General features: G+C 60.4%; 17 protein-coding genes. 4 read left to right on the forward strand and 13 right to left on the reverse strand.

What is annotated here, in order from left to right; translation table 11 throughout:
* On the forward strand, positions 1-369 hold a 369-nt coding region (locus tag ACODR8_RS15275), incomplete at its 5' end, for a hypothetical protein (protein WP_489008059.1).
* A 6-nt stretch (positions 370-375) separates the two neighbouring features.
* Here ACODR8_RS15275 and ACODR8_RS15280 read toward each other — a convergent pair.
* From ACODR8_RS15280 to ACODR8_RS15305, 6 genes are all read right to left on the reverse strand, one after another.
* Entirely contained in the window at positions 376-795 is a 420-nt protein-coding gene (locus ACODR8_RS15280) for a hypothetical protein (protein WP_489008060.1), read from the reverse strand.
* 117 nt (positions 796-912) lie between these two features.
* Positions 913-1902, reverse strand: a complete 990-nt coding sequence (locus ACODR8_RS15285; RefSeq protein ID WP_489008061.1) for a caspase family protein — start codon at positions 1900-1902, stop codon at positions 913-915.
* A 2-nt stretch (positions 1903-1904) separates the two neighbouring features.
* Positions 1905-2276 carry a TIR domain-containing protein gene (locus ACODR8_RS15290; protein WP_489008062.1) on the reverse strand — a complete coding sequence of 124 codons (372 nt, stop codon included), beginning with the start codon at positions 2274-2276 and terminating at the stop codon, positions 1905-1907.
* Between the two features lie 143 nt (positions 2277-2419).
* The gene (locus ACODR8_RS15295) at positions 2420-3478 is read right to left on the reverse strand and encodes a ComEC/Rec2 family competence protein (RefSeq protein ID WP_489008063.1); all 1059 of its coding nucleotides are present in this window, start codon (positions 3476-3478) and stop codon (positions 2420-2422) included.
* 119 nt (positions 3479-3597) lie between these two features.
* Entirely contained in the window at positions 3598-6102 is a 2505-nt protein-coding gene (locus tag ACODR8_RS15300; RefSeq protein WP_489008064.1) for a S8 family peptidase, read from the reverse strand.
* Between the two features lies 1 nt (position 6103).
* Positions 6104-6943 (reverse strand): AAA family ATPase, encoded by an 840-nt coding sequence (locus ACODR8_RS15305; protein WP_489008126.1) that lies wholly within the window; start codon positions 6941-6943, stop codon positions 6104-6106.
* On the opposite strand from ACODR8_RS15305, the gene ACODR8_RS15310 reads away from it, so the two are divergent.
* On the forward strand, positions 6932-7198 hold the full coding sequence (locus ACODR8_RS15310; RefSeq protein WP_489008065.1) for a hypothetical protein: 267 nt from the start codon (positions 6932-6934) through the stop codon (positions 7196-7198). The two genes, ACODR8_RS15305 and ACODR8_RS15310, sit on opposite strands and share 12 nt — an antisense overlap.
* A gap of 295 nt (positions 7199-7493) precedes the next feature.
* On the opposite strand, the gene ACODR8_RS15315 is transcribed toward ACODR8_RS15310, so the two are convergent.
* From ACODR8_RS15315 to ACODR8_RS15325, 3 genes are read right to left on the reverse strand one after another with little or no spacing between them, the layout of a single operon-like run.
* Positions 7494-7742, reverse strand: coding sequence for a helix-turn-helix domain-containing protein (locus ACODR8_RS15315; RefSeq protein WP_489008066.1), 249 nt, complete (start codon positions 7740-7742; stop codon positions 7494-7496).
* A gap of 26 nt (positions 7743-7768) precedes the next feature.
* Positions 7769-9721 (reverse strand): type IV secretion system DNA-binding domain-containing protein, encoded by a 1953-nt coding sequence (locus ACODR8_RS15320; RefSeq protein ID WP_489008067.1) that lies wholly within the window; start codon positions 9719-9721, stop codon positions 7769-7771.
* Positions 9718-10065, reverse strand: coding sequence for a CopG family transcriptional regulator (locus ACODR8_RS15325; protein WP_489008068.1), 348 nt, complete (start codon positions 10063-10065; stop codon positions 9718-9720). The genes ACODR8_RS15320 and ACODR8_RS15325 overlap by 4 nt, the downstream gene beginning before the upstream one ends.
* Positions 10066-10854: 789 nt before the next feature.
* On the opposite strand from ACODR8_RS15325, the gene ACODR8_RS15330 reads away from it, so the two are divergent.
* A complete protein-coding gene (locus tag ACODR8_RS15330; protein WP_489008069.1) occupies positions 10855-11250 on the forward strand; it encodes a polyketide cyclase in 396 nt (131 codons plus the stop codon).
* On the opposite strand, the gene ACODR8_RS15335 is transcribed toward ACODR8_RS15330, so the two are convergent.
* From ACODR8_RS15335 to ACODR8_RS15350, 4 genes are all read right to left on the reverse strand, one after another.
* Complete coding sequence (locus tag ACODR8_RS15335; RefSeq protein ID WP_489008070.1) at positions 11228-12166, reverse strand: HEPN domain-containing protein; 939 nt, start codon at positions 12164-12166, stop codon at positions 11228-11230. The genes ACODR8_RS15330 and ACODR8_RS15335 overlap by 23 nt on opposite strands.
* Positions 12167-12236: 70 nt before the next feature.
* The gene (locus ACODR8_RS15340) at positions 12237-12440 is read right to left on the reverse strand and encodes a sigma factor-like helix-turn-helix DNA-binding protein (RefSeq protein ID WP_489008071.1); all 204 of its coding nucleotides are present in this window, start codon (positions 12438-12440) and stop codon (positions 12237-12239) included.
* The gene (locus ACODR8_RS15345) at positions 12433-13350 is read right to left on the reverse strand and encodes an ArdC family protein (protein WP_489008072.1); all 918 of its coding nucleotides are present in this window, start codon (positions 13348-13350) and stop codon (positions 12433-12435) included. The genes ACODR8_RS15340 and ACODR8_RS15345 overlap by 8 nt, the downstream gene beginning before the upstream one ends.
* 419 nt (positions 13351-13769) lie before the next feature.
* Entirely contained in the window at positions 13770-15593 is a 1824-nt protein-coding gene (locus ACODR8_RS15350; RefSeq protein WP_489008073.1) for a ParB/RepB/Spo0J family partition protein, read from the reverse strand.
* Positions 15594-16031: 438 nt separating this feature from the next.
* Here ACODR8_RS15350 and ACODR8_RS15355 point away from each other — a divergent pair, with 438 nt between their 5' ends.
* Positions 16032-16928, forward strand: a complete 897-nt coding sequence (locus ACODR8_RS15355; protein WP_489008074.1) for an HNH endonuclease — start codon at positions 16032-16034, stop codon at positions 16926-16928.
* Positions 16929-16938 lie beyond the last annotated feature (10 nt).

Here is a 16938-nt window from a genome sequence, read left to right on the forward strand (position 1 = left end):
CGCGAGCTTTCCTATTCCGGTGCCGGCAACAAGGCCGCCTTCCGTCGGCGCTTACAATGCACCCAGCTACTCGCGATCGTTTCCGACACTACGCGCTATTCGCAGTGGGTGCCTTGGGAGATTGGTGTCGCGACTGAAAAGGACTACCCCTTGGCTACCTTCTCAACGGGCACAAGCTTGCCACCCGAATTCTTACGCAAATGGCCGTATTTACAGAGCGACGCCGATCTGGATGCATATGCTAGACGATCAAAGAGCGCTGAGCGAAGCTTTGACGAAAAGCGCCGCATCGTCACCGCCGGTGTTGCCCGCATCCGCTCGACCAAAGAATTCTTTACCGGATTACGCGCTGACCTCGGCCAACGCTGAAGAAAATCAGCCCGCCAGCTGCCGGACGGTTTGAGAAAAGGGATTCAATTGCAGAACCTGGCATCCGGATGCGATCGCGTGCGCGACCACATCGGCTGTCCCACCAAGGCCCGCTGCCGGTTCGCCGTCCCAGACAGCGATCAGCAGATCACTATCGTCGGCAACGCGGACGCCCGCCGCGAGGAACGCCTCCTGATCCGTTCCCGTTCGCTCCAACATAACGGTGCGTGCGGAGCGGGCGAGCAGATTGCGATAGGCTTCGAGGCCGACACCCTCGAAGCAGCGATCATATCCCTCGAATGGTATGACGGCGGTCAAGGCGATGCCAATCGCGAGTGCTTCTTCGGCGAAGAGTTGATCGGTGCCCACTGCAAGGCAGCTCAGAGCCTGATCGACTGCAGTCGCCTCCTGAAGAATGGCAGCCACTTTGGTTCGGGTCCAAGCCCAATCTAGGCCTTCGCGTGCCTGATGGCCAGTAACACCGATCTTTCCCGCAGTGTGCATCGCGACCACCCCAGCCCTATTGCGCCTTTCGCCCAACTATCAGATTTGCTCCTTCACGACCAGGCGACGATAATGCTCGCCGAGAATCGTTAGCCGACACGATCTGCTCTCAATCGCGGCGTGATACATGTGCTTGGTCCCGACCGGAACGACCAGATTTACACGGTTCAGGTTCTGAAGGATTACGAAGCGACGCGTGTTTTCTTCGATAGGGTCAACTGTAACGCCTTCGATCGGACGGTCCGGCTCGAAAGTAGGATCCAGATCGAATTCGAAGTCAGCAGTTGGAAAGAGCCCTGAGATCGCTCTCAGATCCTCAAGCGAGATCGGCGGCTGCACCTGCCGGAGCGACACGAAGCTGTTGACGTTAGTCCGGAAGATCGGACGCTGACGGCCCCACGAACCGAGCGACTGGTCGATGTGCGCATAAACGCTGCCTGGCGTGATCTCGCCCACCAGATTGGCGGCAGCTCCCTCAAGCGCATCAACCAGCAACGTTGTAAAAACGCCCCCCTCATCCGTTTCGAGAGCATACTGCTTCTCCGATGAGGCAGTCAGAATGGTCAACCCGTGGCTCAATTCAGCGAAGCGCGGATCGTTCTCCGCCGTCCCGGCAATTCCCGAATAGCAACTGTCGAGAAGAATGATCTTATTCGACACTTTCGAATCGTTTGCGAGTTTGAGAACCTCCCCCATCGGAAGGCCGTCGTCACCGGTCTCCGTGTCCGTCGCGCAGAGATAGCCACCTGTCGCTTCGATGTGACCATGTCCCGCGAAGTACAGCAGGGCGACTTCCTCATCCCCAGAGAAGAGATCACGGATTTCCTCTTTAAGCTGCTTGCGTGTGACGATGTCGTTAGGGCCCGTACCAGTCAGAATGTTAGTCTGAAAGTTCTTAGTCTGACCGGCGTCTGTATTGCGGTCAAGGACAGCCTTCACCTTGTGGGCATCGTCTACGCAACCGGAGAGCTGCTCGAGATCCTGATAATAGTCGATGCCAACGACCAGCGCCTTGCGTCCCTTACCCACTTTCAGAGACCGTCGATGAATTCGGCGATCGTGGTCCAACTCCAAGCCATCGGTGACAGGCCGACGACGGCAGTGCGGTCGGTTGAATAAGCCCACATCGCGAGAAGCGGCACACCTTCCTCCTTAGCGCACGCGATCTCCCATTTCTGACCAGAGCTGGTCAGCGAGTCCTTGCTGATAAGCGCGATAACGCCGTCAGAGCGCCTGATCCGAGTGCGTACCTTGGTCTTCCACTCCTCTGTGTATGCCTCCTTCACTGACATATCGATATATTCGAACGGTGAATCCGTATGGAGCGACTGCCCTTTTAGCAGGTTGCGTTGGCCTTCGTCCTCGATCGCGAATGCTACGAAGACAACCTTCTTGTCGGCCATTTTAGTTAGTCCCCCAAAATTTACCATGCGTCGGAAAGAATATTGGCACGACGCCTCCCTCCCGCAAGAGCGAGAAATTTAAAATTAGATCACACAACGGTAGCCCTGCATCCTGACAATCTCAGTTTGATCGCAAGCAGACATCAATCGTCAGCAAGCACATCGATGGCGATCATGCCTTCCTCGTCCGGCGGGTAATGTGCGCTATATCCGTAACGGTCCGCGACCTCCTGCTTGGCCCAAGGCCGGGTCTGTTCGGTAAGGTAGTTGAAGTAGAGGTGTTTTCGCCCTTCAGGTCCGAAGTGAAGAAATAGCGCGATTGATTGCGGGTCGGGATGGCAATGTATGTTACCATTGGTCGAGATTGCCAGCCGGCGGCAGTCGAGCATCTCAATCAGCTTGCGATAAGTGTTTTTCGCGCTGCCGTGATGCGAGGCTTTAAGGACGTCGACGCGGTAGCGCCCGCCCTCTCCAGCAGCGAGCGGTTCCAGGGAGGCCGCGAGCAGATCGGGATGCGCATCACCGCCGAACAGAATTCTCCTTCCGCCCCATTCGGCAATGAAGGCTATACTAGATCCGTTGGGCAGTTCGGTGTCGATCGGTCCGGGGGCGATCAGATCCTCTACGATCAGGGGATTCGGCGGCAGGGGGCGTTTCGGCTTTTTGACAAGACCTCGCGCCCGAACACCCTGCTGCTGATGCCACTGGCTCCATTTTTTTCCGAGGGCGGCAAGATGCTGCTCGTCCGGCGAGAGCATCGTGATCTTCAGCCCTGCGATGTCGATAACGCCGGGCGCCGATTCGATCTTCGCAACCCCGTCAGAAAAAGAGGTGTTTAAAGGCCACTGAAGTTTGGCAAGAGAGGCTGAATAGGCGTCACCCTGCTTCATGCTCCGGATGCCGGTCGATGTCATCTCTGTCCGACCATTGTACCAAACCTGCTTCGTCACCAGCGGTCGATTTGAATCCCGAAGGTAGGCCAGGGCTCCTTCAATGTGGTCGGCATCAATGTGTGTCAGCACATATAGCTCGAGGCTCTCTCCTTTATCAGCGAAGCTCGAAAGCCGTTTCTTCAGATGCGGATAGGCGGGCGCCCTACCTCCATCCACCACCATGTGATGTAGATGGCTATCGTCTCCCCAAGACAATAGCAGGCAGTCGCCATCGGCAGCTGGCAGCATCAATAGGCGTAACGTCGACATATCGCTTCCCTCCCCAGGGGGCTCCATTGCTGCCACTCTATGGCGATACCCCAGCTGCTACAGAGAAGCTCGCTTGATCCGCCATGGGGCCGCAGCTCTGACGGGTTGGCTGTGTAAAATCAGACCTCAATCACCGCTTCGCCCGTAATTTCAGGAGTAATCTGGGCGCTAATTTCAGTCCGCAGATCGATCCCATCAGCGGCCCGGATGCTGGCGATCAAGCTATAGCGCGCGGGTTCTCCTACCCGGTCTTGCGCCAGATTTTCCCGCCACCAGCCACCAGTAGGGTATATGATGATGCTGTTGCGCTCCGCGAGATCGGCGGCAGTGCCTTCCCAGATATCGGCGTGGAGCGAGCCGCGATGGCGCAATTGCGGACCGATCGTCCACCCTGTGTCGGAAGCCTGCCGGGCGGGAGGGCGCGGACCAGCCTCCGACGTAATGCGGCGCAGGAACACGTCCGGTTTTTCGTCGGCGGACTTGAGCGCAAAACGCAAGCCGTGACTGGCATAGCTGTGTCGACGAGACTGGCCCCGCTCGCCGGGATTTGGCTCGATAAAATAGCTCAGCGTCAAGCGCAGCTGCACCAGACCCTCGCCCAGTTCGGCCAGTTCCTTCTTCGGCCAGATCAACTCATGCACCATGAGTTGATCAGTGACGGCCTTGCCCTTCTCCATCTTGAATGGGATAAGGCTGTCCTCGACGACCATCGTCACGTCATTGTCGAGACTGCCGAGCGCGCGCACCAGCGATGGCGCCCCGAAGCCGTAGCGCCGTACCAGGCTGGTTCTGTTGAGTGTACCTAGATAGCCGGTCATGGCCGGTGTCCATTCGGCTGAATGCACGATCAGCCCGCGCACCGTCTCTGGCCACAAAGCTGGCTTTTCGGCGAGTATCTGGGCGGCCATTCGAGCGCCCAGCGCGGTGGCCGCACTCGTGTCGCCCGTGGTTGTAAATGGCCGCTCGGTCGGTTTGCGATAGGTCGTCAGCATCGCGAGATCATCGACATGATCGCCCATACCGCTGGCAGGATCGATTCCAATATTGCCGCCCTCAAACATGACATCCGGCTTGAGCGGCCAGTCGCGATGCCAGGAGACGGAAGTACGGCTTCGAGCGGCAATGTCGCCGACAGCGGCAAAGGCATTCCAACCAGCGAAACTGGTGTCCGTGATAACGGACTTTTCGGTGAATGCACCAACGGTCAGCGCATTCCATGCCTGCGCCGGGCTCTCGATCGGCATTAGGTCGTTCCGGTCGGGATAGTCGGCGGCATTGATAGCTTCGCGAATATTCCCGGCGGATACGGTGATGATCCGGGGCACTTCGTCCCGCCCAAACGCCAACGCATCCAGCTTGGCCGACCATGATGAAGGCCGCCCGCGCCAATGATCGCCAGGGCTTGTCACCGCCAGACATATAGCGCGTGGCCGGTTCGGAGCGGTGATTTCAGCGCGCGCGATAGCGCGCGCCGTGATCGCGCCATAGAGGTCCGGGTCGTTTGCACCATGATCGGGCAGAATTTTCACGGATTCGAGGCGGTGGCGCACCGTGACTGGACCAGCGCTCGCCAATATGTCCGTGAGATCGCCATAAAGGGCGATGCCCGACAGTTGCGTACCATGCCCGCCATGGCCTTGCAGGCTTACATCCTCGCCGTGCCATCCAGCCTCACAGGCTTGCTGATCGGCCGGGTTGAGCAGCGGAGCGATCATGGCATGGCTGATCGTCGTACCGGAATCGAGCAGGCAGACCGCAGGGGCATCGGCATCGCAGGGATCAAGCCGCCCGGCCAGATCCTCCGACCAGAGATGCTGGTCTCCGCCATCCATGCCCATGAAGAAGGCAGGCGTGTCGCGCGCCATCCGCAATTCCGCGACCGTTTCGGTATTGGCGATGATGCGGCCCAGATCCTCGGCCGTGGCATGGACAATTCGAACCTCCCGCTCGGCGAACTCCAGCACGGTTTCCCGTAGCGGAAGGCCAAGCGTCTGCGCGGCCGCCTCGAATTGCGCGCGCGTGCCTTTGCGCAGCCAGACCTCCCACCAGGCTCTCACATTAGCAGCGGGGAATAGGTCAGCCGCGTCGGTGTAAAATGAGCGGGCCACAGCAAGTCGGGCGGTCTCTATCGAGGCAATCAGCCGCTCATTCTTCGGCCTGCGGGTTTCCACAACGCTGCCATCGTCCAGGGTTTTGGCCTTGACGTTGTCTTGCGTCCCGTAAGCCTCAACCTTGCCGAGATAGTAGTCGCGCTGGGATTCGGGCACGAAGACTGTCGCCGCCACATGCTGCTCATCGGCGGGCTGAACGCTCACCAGCTCGATGGGAAACTTCCCCTTGCGCTCCAGCTTGTCGACCATCTGGGCCTGTCCGGACGGCAGGATGAACTCGATGTAGAAGCCGGGTGTCCCGGATGCGATTTGCGGATCACGATTTGCAAGCAGCGTCTCGCCTGCCGCAACCACTTCGGTCAGCGCCTGCGTCAGTTGCTGGGCATGCGTTGCCCGGTCTCGTTCGGGTGCGACCGAACTACTACCCTTTGGCGGGTAAGCCGTATAATTCGCCGACTTTCCCGACGCAGGCCAATAGAAATGGGAATAAGGCCTTGCCGGCTCGTCAGCCATATTATCCGCGTGCCGCCGCCTTGCGCTCACTCACTGCCAGGAGGAGGTCGGTGTTCGTTATCCGTTCGCGATCATCGAGCAGCGCATATTTGGCGGCCTCATTGGCGATGCGAGCCAGTTCCGCCTGGCTGAGCCCCGCAGCCTCGCCAACGATCGAGGGCCATTCCACTTCGGTTGTATCGAACAGCGCCAATCGGCTTTCGAGGATGGCCTTGGCCACGGCTTCGCTCGGCAGGGTATATTCGATCACATCGTCGAACCGGCGATACAAGGCTGGATCGAGCAATTCGGGATGGTTGGTGGCTGCGACAATGAGCCCCTCGCTCTCATCCTCTTCCAGAAACTGAAGGAAGGAATTGAGCACGCGGCGAATCTCGCCGACATCGTTGCGCTCGCTGCGACGTGAGCCGATCGCATCGAACTCATCGAAGAAATAGACGCCGCGCGTTTCGGCCATGGCCTCGAAAACGACCCGCAGCTTCGATGCCGTCTCACCCAGAAACTTAGTCAGCAGCCCATCGAGCAGCACCGTGAACAACGGCATCTTGAGTTCGCCCGCCATGGCAGCGGCCGTCATCGTCTTACCAGCACCAGGCGGGCCGATCAGCAGCAGCTTGCGGCGTGGCTGGAGGCCATGCTGGCGTAATCTATGCTGCTGCCTCTGCTCCACCAGCACACGGCGCAGCCGTTCATACAAGTCTTCCGGGAGCACCATGCTCGACAGGCGTGTATCGACATATCTGGCCGCAACCAGATTAGCGAGATCACCCTTGGGCTGGACCAGCGGGATCGTCTTGCCACGAACCGGCCTTTTCTGGCTCTCGCGAGCTTGGTCGAGCATGTCGCGCAACTGCTGCGCAAGTTTGCCGTGGCCGCGACGCGCTTCGTTCGCGGCAGCTTGCATGGCAACAGTATAGAATTGTTCGTCGTCGCCGTCGAAATGGCTCTGGAGCAGCGCGACGAGATGCGTGGCTGTCGTCACACCCCTCTCGCAATTCTTACTGTAGCAAACGATTTCATCATCAACACTCGCGCTGTCTCGTTACGGCAACGCCGTGAAACTCCAGGGAAATCAATAGCCCCCAAAAACTCCTGACAGTCCTATCGTTGTTCCACGCATAAAACAATCTTTAGCTCCACGAGATCCGTCATCTCCCGCTCTCCCTGCAGCTGGCATTTTCCGGGACAGGGTCAGTGTAGCGGCGTCAAAGGACGGTAAGATCGCTTGTTCTCTGCGTCCGCTATCGCCGCTTCGGCGTTCCGAAGCCGACAGTCGCGAATGTCCCACTTGTGGTAAATATTCGGTGCCCAAGTCGAGTTCGATATTGACCACAAGAGAAGACCCCTGCCGCATGGTCTCACATAAACCGGTTGGGCGCCGGACCGTCCTGTCAACGCCTGTTTCGATCGATCAGCTGACGCAGGCTTTCGACCGGGATGAGGGTAGATGTTCCGATCTTTACGATCTCGATGTCGCCCGACTGGATCAATTCATAAAGCTTCGATCGCCCGATGCCTGTCATTCTGATGGCGGCGGGTATCCGGACCGTCAGAGGTTCTGGCGGGCTCTCAGAAATAGCTTGAGGTTCGTTCTGGGTATCGCGCGGCAATCCCCGCCGCGTCCTGATCACATGTACCATGATGCTGTTCCTTGATGCTGGAGATGTCAGGCAGGATTGGCAGGTCGGCTGGGACCGCCGGGTCTGCTGACCGAATTGATGCTGATGCCGATGAGGGGGAGAGGCGCACGCACCCGATCGTTCCGATTGCGGGCGGGGGCCGGGTCGGAAACAGGTGGCGTGTCGTCCATGTCGCTGACCGGTTCGCCTGCCGCGTCACCGTTTGAGAGATCGACATCGCCGGGTAGCGACATGGTTTCGTCCTCCAGCATCTCGCCAAGCTTGACCGCCGGGGTGCGACGTTCGACAAATGCCGTCGCGATCGTCTCCCCCTTGAGATAGCGATCCCTGAACCGGATGACCGGAAGATCGCGGCCGAACCGAAGATAGCCGGTGAGGTTGGGCAGGTTCATGACCTCGGTCGGCATGACCAGCGGCCGGGTTACCTGCACCCGCGACAGGTTGACCCCGTCGCGCATGTCGTTGACCCCATAGGACATGCCTTCATTGGCCTCGATCTGCTCGACCTGACCCAGATTCTCGGAGATCAACCGCGCGGTTCCGCGATCATTGGCGCGCAACGCCACCCAGGTCGAGCAATAGCCGGTAATGGCTGCCGCCTCCTGCGCGCCGTAGGTGGCCTCCAGCTGCGGATAGCTCTGGAACCCTAAGATGCCACAGCCGCCATATTTGCGGGCACGGGCAAGAAAGTCCCCAAGCGACGGCAGTTTGTGAAGCGAAGGCAATTCGTCGATCACGCAATAGAGACGCCGCTTGCGATCGGGCTCCATGCTCATGATCGCGGAGATGGCGATGTCGAGCCAGACGGTGATGAGGGGCCGCAAGGTCGGCAGCTGGTCGGTCTTCACGGTGATGAACAGCCAGCTGTCATCCTTCTCGTCTCTCACCCAATCGCGGATCGACAGCCCCTTTTCGGTGTCGTCGAGATAAGCGAAGCTGCGCAGCATGGAGGCCAGTTCCGCCTGGATGCCCGCCGAGGTTCGCTCCCCTTCGACCGACACGAAGGCAGCCCCGTTGGTGCCCGCGACAAAGGCCGAAAGCGCCTTGAGGTCGGAACGCACCAATATGTCGAGCATGGCCGAGACCAGCATCCGCTTTTGCGTCACCAGCTTGCGCATGACGGCCACCATGGTGCCGCGCGCGGCGCGCGCCCAGAAGGGATCCTTGCCCTGATCGGGGATCGTGGACTCGGCCATCTGGTCATAATGATAGTCGCGCGGCACATCCGCCCAGGGCGTCCAGGCATGCGATCGCTCATCGAGCGGATTGAGGATGATGTCCTTGCCGGGACGGTAGAAACGCTCGACGAAGGTTCCGGCGGTATCATAGACGATCGCCCGCTTGCCCTCCGCACGGATCCCGCTCAGCATGCGGTTGAGGACATTGGTCTTGCCCGTACCCGGCGCGCCGCTCACCAATATATGTTCGGCTTCGAACGCGGCGGGTATCTTCACCTTGCCGATGCGCAAGGGTCCCTTGCGCTGCCAGAAGAGCAGGCGACGCAGGTCGGTCCGGCTCGCCAGCCGCGCCCCACGCAGATATTCGTTGGAGCCAAGACCCCGACCGGTTCGGGTGAAGATGAACCAGGCGACCAGCAGCATGATGAGGGTGAACCCGCCTGCCAGAACAGCCCCCCAGACAGCGTGATGCTCGAGCGCGGCGAGTGCCTGGCGCGCTACCCCCGATACCATGAGCGCATCACCGCTGGTCCAGTAGATTTTACCCGCCGGTGTCCTGAACAGGAGCGGCGCGTCGCCCGGCATATTGCCGCGCACCGATGCCTCGGCGATCTTGAGCAGCACGAACCGTTCATAGCTGCCCAGATGCTCAAGGACATACCAGATTGTGCCCATCACCCAGATGGCCAGCCCCGCCGCCATGGTCTGGAAGAAGACCTGGGTGGTCATGCGCACATTGTGGACGATCGCCTGGCCGCCCCGTGTCCAGGACCCCAGCATATCATTGCGGAAGATGCTCATCGACCATCTCCCATGACACGGCCGTCGGTTTTGTCGACCGCGCTCAACGGATCCTTGGCGGGATCGAGCAGGCCCCGCTCGCGCAACAAATGCCGGGCATCGGCCATGCCGCGCTCGACCACATGCGGGGAAGTTTCCGCCGCAAGGGCAGCGAGGATAGCGAAGGTCTGGATCGAGACGCTGAGCAGTTCGTCCTGCCCGGTATAGGCATATCGCCCTCCCGGAAAGGCGACATCCTCAATGACTGGACGCAGAAATTCGGAGATGGAAAGTTGCGCACCGGCGGCCCGGCGCTTGACGCTATGATGCAATGCCTCATCGAGGCGGATAGTTATAATAGGCATGACACATCTTCCAAACAAAGAGGATGGCCTGCCCGCCACGGACAATCATAACATCAGGTGGATGGGAGGGAACGAGTGAATCGAAGAAATTGTCCCACGGGACAAATTGTAACCGGCCAGTGATCTTTTCGACACAGTTGGATCGCGCACCAAACGCTGTTCCGAAGCCAGAAAAAATACATGTATTCGAACTATGGACTACATGTATTCAGGAAAAATCGCTTCTTACTTCAGCTGCTTACCTGAAATTGGCACCCCCATCGCAATACATGTATGCAGCAGAGAAGTTTCGCCAGATTGCCCATTGGTTGCACAAATCATTGATATTGAACAATAAATACACGCAGCACCCGTGCGTACGGTGCATTACATTATGCCCACAGGGCATGCGTCCCGACTTCGCATGAGCCTGCGAATGCGCCAGCATCAAAATCGCCTCGGGCGGCCCCCAAAGGCCGGTTAAATCAGGCGATTCTGCCCAACGTCGCGAATCGGTTTTTGCGCCCGCATTGGGTCCTGAAATGCCCTCTGCCTTGTCGCAATCATGGATCCCCGCATGTCCTGGGGATCGGTCCTCGCCATCGGACCATTGCCGCCCGGCAAAAGTCGCCAATCGCTGGCGGACATGAAAATGGCGCCGATCCAGGGGGGGAAGGATCGGCGCCGGGGGGTATGATCAGAAACGGGCCAGTCCCGATTTCGATCCATGCCCATCGCACATTCCCATGCCCGCCATGACACAGGGCGATGTTGCCGGTACAGCGCCCGCTCCAATCAGGAGAGAGCATCATGCTGGCCGCGCGTACCTACAGCATATCGATCGATCGCAACTGGCAGGCCCTGTATGAGGCGATCTGGCGACCTGAGATATTCCCCAAATGGGCATCGGGCCTGACCGAGTCCGATCTTCGCCGGGGTGGAACGGGTTGGATCGCCGATGGCCCGGAGGGTCCGGTCACGATCCGCTTCACGCCCCATAATGACTATGGGGTGATGGACCATGTGGTCGAGACAGGGGATGGACGGGAAGTGCATATCCCCCTGCGCGTCATTGCCAATGGCGAGGGGGCGGAGGTCATGCTAACCCTGTTTCGTCAGCCCGGCATGACCGACGAGGATTTCGCGCGCGACGCCAAATGGATCACCCGCGACCTGCGGGCGCTCAAGACCTATGTGATGGGCTGAGCGCTGCTTCCAGGTCCGCGATCCGTGCGCCACAAAGTTCGCGGACCAACCCCTGTAGCATCGCCACGCGCTCCGCCAGCCAGTCCAGTTCCTCGGCGGTGATGACATATTCGCGGGAATAGCGCGCCTTGATATAGGCCTCGCGCAACAGATTATAGGCGCGCTTTTCAAACTTGCTGTCGGTCGGCCAGATGGCGCGCAACCGGGGTTCCAGCTGTTCTGTCTGGGCGCGCAACCGGTTCAGATTATGGGTCTTGGGGCTGTACAGGGTGCGGACCAGAAAGATGCAATGGTAAAGCCGTTCGGTCGCCTGATGGAAGCTGAAAGCGGCTTCCTTTGGCGCACTGTCGTTCAGCAAAAATTGAGCGGCGCGAATAAACTTCCCGGCGCTCTCGAACCATTCCTCAAAATAGTCCCGCGTCTCCTTGAGGGCTTCTCCCGCCGATAGCCGTTTGGGCTCCACGAAAGGATGCCCGGGTTCTTCATGCAGCAGGATGCCGTCGCGCAAAATGTCCATGAAGAAGTAGCGCCCAAGACGCAGCTTCTCGTTCACGTCGTCAAGGCTGTGATAGACCAGCCCGACCGGAGTGCGCAGTGCCTTGCCCTCGGCCAGTTCCTCCAGCAGCCGCTCCTCGGTCTTGGTCCAGAATTCCGCAATGTCGGTCAGGTCGTCATGATCGACGATGACGAGAATGTCATAGTCGGAGAAATAGCGCCCCACCGGATCCTCGACCCAGTCGCCGCGTGCATAGCTGCCAAACAGGATGATCTTGAGAATCTGTCCATTGCGAAAGCGCGGCTGGGTGCGGTGGCGGATGGCCTTGGCAAAGCCCTCCCTAATGATGTCGACGACATGACCGAGCTCCCGACGCTTGGCGTCGGGCAATTTTATTTCCGGGTCGTCGAGCCTCTTCATGATGCCGCGCAGAATCGCGGCAAATCATCGCCTTGCCAAGCCCTGAAAGTCGGCAAGGCGATTTAGCCTCCTATTGCATTTCGCGGGCGATGATCCGGATGGCCTCGAGCATGTGACTTTGCACCTGTTCGAGCGACATGCCCTCCCGCTGTGCAATCTCGACATAGCTGAGCCCCTCCACCTGACTGGCGAAAAAGACCAAATATGCATTGGGCGGCAGCTTCTCGAGGGCTGCCAGCGCCTTTGCATGGTGCGCGGGATCATGATCAGTCATGGTCTTCCCCCTCTTCGTTGAGGCTATCAAGAAGATAGTCGGCGGCCTTGCTGGCTTGACTGGCGGCGCGGAAGATCGCCTTGCTGTCCTCACGCAGGACGGCCAGCCATGCGCCCAGATAATCGGCATGGCGCACGGTCGGCACGATGCCCAGTTCCGCACAGAGGAAGGCGCTGGCCATTTCGGCGATCAGTTCCTCGCGGGCATAGGCGGGACTACCAAAGCCGGTCGTAGGGAGACGGTCGAGCCGCGAACGATGGCCGGTCCAGTGCCCCAGTTCATGCAGTGCGGTGCGATACCAGTTGATGGGTTCATGAAAATGTTCGGGCCGGGGCACGCGAATATAATCGTCCTGCGGGGCGTAATAGGCTTCCCCGCCGCCGATACGGATATCCGCGCCGGTCGCTTCGATCAGCGTCTCCGCGCGGGGGATGGCAATGGCCGGGTTCCACGTTGCAATGGTGTCAGCCGATGCTGCTACGTCCAGACCCTCGCACTGGTCGATGTTGAAGACGGTAAAGCGTTTGAGGAAAGCAATCTGTCGCGGTTCGCCATCCGGTCCGGTTGGCGCATTGTCGCCATCCCTGGGCGTGAACCTGTCGGCATAACAGACGGTCGTGCCTTGCTCCCCCTTGCGCACATTGCCGCCCAAGGCCTGCGCCTGTCGATAGGTCAGCCAGCGTTGCGAACCATAGCCCTGTTCGAACAGGCGGTGCCACAGGATCAGCACATTGATGCCCGAATAGCGCCTGCCGGTCCCGCCGTTGCGCGGCAGGCCCAGTGCCGCCTTGCCATTATCCCATGGCCGCACCCAAGGCAGGGTGCCTTCCTCCAGTTGCGCGATGATCCGGTCGGTCACCTCGCTATAGAGGGTCGCGCCGGTGCGCGTGGTCTTGTCCTGATATGTCATGACCTTTCTCCTTCCCGCATCGCACCGGCCGCCGGAGTGGCGGGGGTGGGCGGCAGGAGCGAACCGGCAGGCGCCCCGACAGAGGCGGGCCGCACCCGCAAGGGCCGCAACGGATGTGGAGGAGTTGGCGCGAAGCCCGACTTGCGGCACGCCGCGGGGGGACTAGAGGGTAGCGACGCCCACCCCCGCCGCGCCGACAGGCCGATCAGACATTGATCCAACGCCATCGTGCCGATTGCGCGATGTCCGCTGCCAAGCCCTTCGCGCTGCCTATCGCAGCGCTCCGCATGCCCCGGAAATACCCGCACACATCCACGCCGGGCGGCGAAGCCGACCGGCGCAAAATTCCGCGCGACCATGCTTGTCCATTGGCTGGGGTAAACAAGCGGGCGACGTCTCTGCGCCGCCCGCCCCATCTATCAGGCTGCCCGTTGCACTGGCTCGTCTTCCTGTTCTGTTGCAACAACCGCGCTGTCATCCTGCGTTGCGTCCGCGCCTTGCGCTTCGCTCTCGCCCTGCGTTTCGGCGTCGTCCGCGCCTTCCCCCTCGATCAGTGGTGCAATCGCCGCCCAACGCTCGACGCAGCCAACCCCGCCCCGCTCGGTATAGGCAGAGGGCGGGAAAGCCATCCAGCGCGGCACCCATCCATCCCGCTTCTCCCGCCCATTGGTCCCGGCAAGGCAATCGCGCACGATCTGCCGCTGCACCTTGGCGGTGGCCCCGGCATTGCCCGCTGCCACCTCCCTGCCTGCCACATCGGCAAGGATATGCCCCATCACTTCACGATCACGGACGAGGTCAAGCAAAGCGTCATCGGCCTGCCAGCAGGACGCCATATCCACATCCATCTGAACGCCCAGATATTCGACCAGCGCCGTTCCGGCTTCCAGCGTTTCGCCCATGACGATGGCAAGGATACCCAGCACCATGGCGTCATCAAGGTCGAGCAGCCGCAGATAGAGCGGGATCAACGCCCTGTCATAGCCATGGCCGGTCACGGTCGGCGTGTCAGGATCAAGACCAAGCAGGTCGAGCGCGATCCGGCGCTCTTTGTCGAAATCCGCTTCCGAAAGGCAATTCTCGACGCTTTCCGTAATCGCATCGCTTGCGCCCCGCTGCGATGCGACATCGATCCGCCATAGCGACGATCCAGCAATGGCATGGGCGACCATCAATCGCAAAGCGATGGCAGGGGCGGTGCCGACCTTCGCCCGCACGGCGGCATGACGGTGCAGATCGACATAGCTGGCCAGCGGCGCGGACAGTTCGGGCCGAACCACCTTCGCGACGCTGCCGCCCTGTTCCAGCTTCCGCGCTTCCTTAAGCGTCACATAGCCCTCATGAAAGCTGACATCGCCGCCATGGCCGATGCTGACATAGACCCGCCCGCCCTTGGCCTTGGGACAGCGCTCATGCTCCCATGCATGAAAAGCCTCGCCGCGCGCCATAACGGTAACATCCTGCCAGCCTGCGTCGCGCAGCGCTTCGACCTTCCCGGCAATCGCCGCCTCCTGCATCTGCCAGAACAGGTCGGCGTCCGCGAAATAGCTGTGATCGCCAAACAGGTCGGCGACGATCCCGCCCTTGTAATCGGCGGTATCGAAGAGTGCCTTGTCGGTCGCAATGGCGCTGCCACCCAGCAGCCAAGCCTTTACATAATGCCCCATGGGCGGGCGCGCGTCCGCATCGTCCAGCAGCGCCAGCCATTCACGCTGCCGGGCTTTGGACGCCAAGGTCAGATGGCGCACGGTGACAGCGTCGATTTTGTCGCTGCGATAGAGATTGCGGATGCGGGGCAGCAGATTGCCCAGCGCCAGCGTCCGCTTCACCTGCAAGGCGGTGAGGCCAAAGGTCAGCGAGATATCTTCGGGCGACCGGCCTTCCCTGACCAGCCGGGTGAAGGTCTCCCATCGCGTCACCTCGTCGGGATCGAGCCGGGCGATATTCTCGATCAGAGACGCTTCCAGCGCCGCCGCATCGTCGCCCGCCTCAATGATCGCGCAAGGCAGCGGCTCGACGCTCCCTTCCTCCTGCGCCACGACCAGCGCGGCATGATAGCGCCGCTTGCCCGCGACAATCTCATAGGTGGTGGGCGATCCATTCTGACGCACGATCAATGGCACCAAAATGCCCCGCGCGCGCACGGATGGCAGGATATTCGTCAGGTCCGGCGTCTTCTTCACACCCCGCATGTTCGCAGGCGAGATCGAGAGGCAGGCGATATCAATATGCTTGAGTTCCATTGTCCTTACTCCTTGCCAAACACCGGCCCCGGAAAGCGGGGTGGGCGGCAAGAGCGCACCGGCAGGCCCGGACAAGCGGCGGGCTGCATCCGCAGGACCGCAACACTAGTGGAGGAGCCGCGCCACCGGCCGGCTTGCTGCCCGCCGCGACGGGCCTAGAGGGAAGCGACGCCCACACCGCTTGGCCGGGACCGGCCCACGCCATCGCCCCAAGCGATGTCCGCCAGTGATCCGCTAAGGATCGCGTGTCAGCGATCGAAACCCGCAAGGGCCGAGACAGGCGAAGCCAGGCTCGGTGGAGAGCAGCGACATAGAGCGCGGCCCAAAGGGGACGCCCGGAAAACCCCTAAGAAAAACAGCTATCCCTTGCCTGGTCCCCACTAACCGGGCCATGGTCGATACTGCGGTTGATGCCGCATCTGGGGGGATAACAAGGCCATGGCCTTTGGGGTTTTCATTCATCGGTCGGACTCGATCTACGACGACAGCCCAGCCGAACGCTATCAGTTCCCGTCCCAATATCTTGGCCGGGTCTCAGCCTGCATCAGCGACTGGATTGTTTATTACGAGCCGGTGAAGGTCAGCGGCAGCCGCGGCTATTTTGCGGTCGCCAAAGTCAGCCAGGTCATTCCCGATCCCCAGGCACCCGGCATGTATATCGCCATGATCGAACCGGGCAGCTATCTTGAATTTGCCAATGCCGTGCCCTTCAACGGTCCTGATGGCCTAGCGGAGCGCGGCCTTCTCAATGAGGCAGGCAAGGTTTCTGGTCGCGCCCAGGCAGCGGTGCGCCCCATCTCGACGGCTGACTTCAACCATATCCTCGATCTCGGCCTGGACGAGCGTGCCCCGCTCCTGCCACGCGTCGATGACCTGCCGCCGCCCCTCTTTCAAGACGAGGCCATGCCCTTCCTCGTCGAGCAGGAGCGCCGCCGCACGACAACGCTTGTTTCCAGGATCGAGCGCGACCGTGTTTTCCGCCGTGTCGTGCTGCGCGCCTATGACGAGCGCTGCGCCATCACTGGCCTCAAGCTCATCAACGGGGGTGGCCGCGCGGAAGCGGAGGCTGCCCACATCCGGCCAGTCGAAGCCAATGGCCCCGATAGCGTCCAGAATGGTATCACCCTGTCCGGCACCGTCCACTGGATGTTCGACCGGGGGCTTATCAGCCTCTCGGACGATCTCGACATCATGATTTCCCGTCAGGCCAATGACAGCGACAGCATCACGGGCCTCATCAACAAGAGCCGCCGCGCCACTCTTCCAATCCGCGCAGCAGACCGGCCACACCCGCATTTCCTGGCCTGGCATCGCGACAATGTTTTCAAACAATGATGCGGATGTT

This window comes from Sphingobium sp. FG58, from assembly GCF_057809055.1.

What these genes read in the sequence shown, in the direction of transcription:
- ACODR8_RS15290 (WP_489008062.1), bottom strand. Translation starts at nt 2,276, where the DNA reads ATGGCCGACAAGAAGGTTGTCTTCGTAGCATTCGCGATCGAGGACGAA.
- ACODR8_RS15295 (WP_489008063.1), bottom strand. Translation starts at nt 3,478, where the DNA reads ATGTCGACGTTACGCCTATTGATGCTGCCAGCTGCCGATGGCGACTGC.
- ACODR8_RS15300 (WP_489008064.1), bottom strand. Translation starts at nt 6,102, where the DNA reads ATGGCTGACGAGCCGGCAAGGCCTTATTCCCATTTCTATTGGCCTGCG.
- ACODR8_RS15305 (WP_489008126.1), bottom strand. Translation starts at nt 6,943, where the DNA reads ATGCTCGACCAAGCTCGCGAGAGCCAGAAAAGGCCGGTTCGTGGCAAG.
- ACODR8_RS15315 (WP_489008066.1), bottom strand. Translation starts at nt 7,742, where the DNA reads ATGGTACATGTGATCAGGACGCGGCGGGGATTGCCGCGCGATACCCAG.
- ACODR8_RS15320 (WP_489008067.1), bottom strand. Translation starts at nt 9,721, where the DNA reads ATGAGCATCTTCCGCAATGATATGCTGGGGTCCTGGACACGGGGCGGC.
- ACODR8_RS15325 (WP_489008068.1), bottom strand. Translation starts at nt 10,065, where the DNA reads ATGCCTATTATAACTATCCGCCTCGATGAGGCATTGCATCATAGCGTC.
- ACODR8_RS15330 (WP_489008069.1), top strand. Translation starts at nt 10,855, where the DNA reads ATGCTGGCCGCGCGTACCTACAGCATATCGATCGATCGCAACTGGCAG.
- ACODR8_RS15335 (WP_489008070.1), bottom strand. Translation starts at nt 12,166, where the DNA reads ATGAAGAGGCTCGACGACCCGGAAATAAAATTGCCCGACGCCAAGCGT.
- ACODR8_RS15340 (WP_489008071.1), bottom strand. Translation starts at nt 12,440, where the DNA reads ATGACTGATCATGATCCCGCGCACCATGCAAAGGCGCTGGCAGCCCTC.
- ACODR8_RS15345 (WP_489008072.1), bottom strand. Translation starts at nt 13,350, where the DNA reads ATGACATATCAGGACAAGACCACGCGCACCGGCGCGACCCTCTATAGC.
- ACODR8_RS15350 (WP_489008073.1), bottom strand. Translation starts at nt 15,593, where the DNA reads ATGGAACTCAAGCATATTGATATCGCCTGCCTCTCGATCTCGCCTGCG.
- ACODR8_RS15355 (WP_489008074.1), top strand. Translation starts at nt 16,032, where the DNA reads ATGGCCTTTGGGGTTTTCATTCATCGGTCGGACTCGATCTACGACGAC.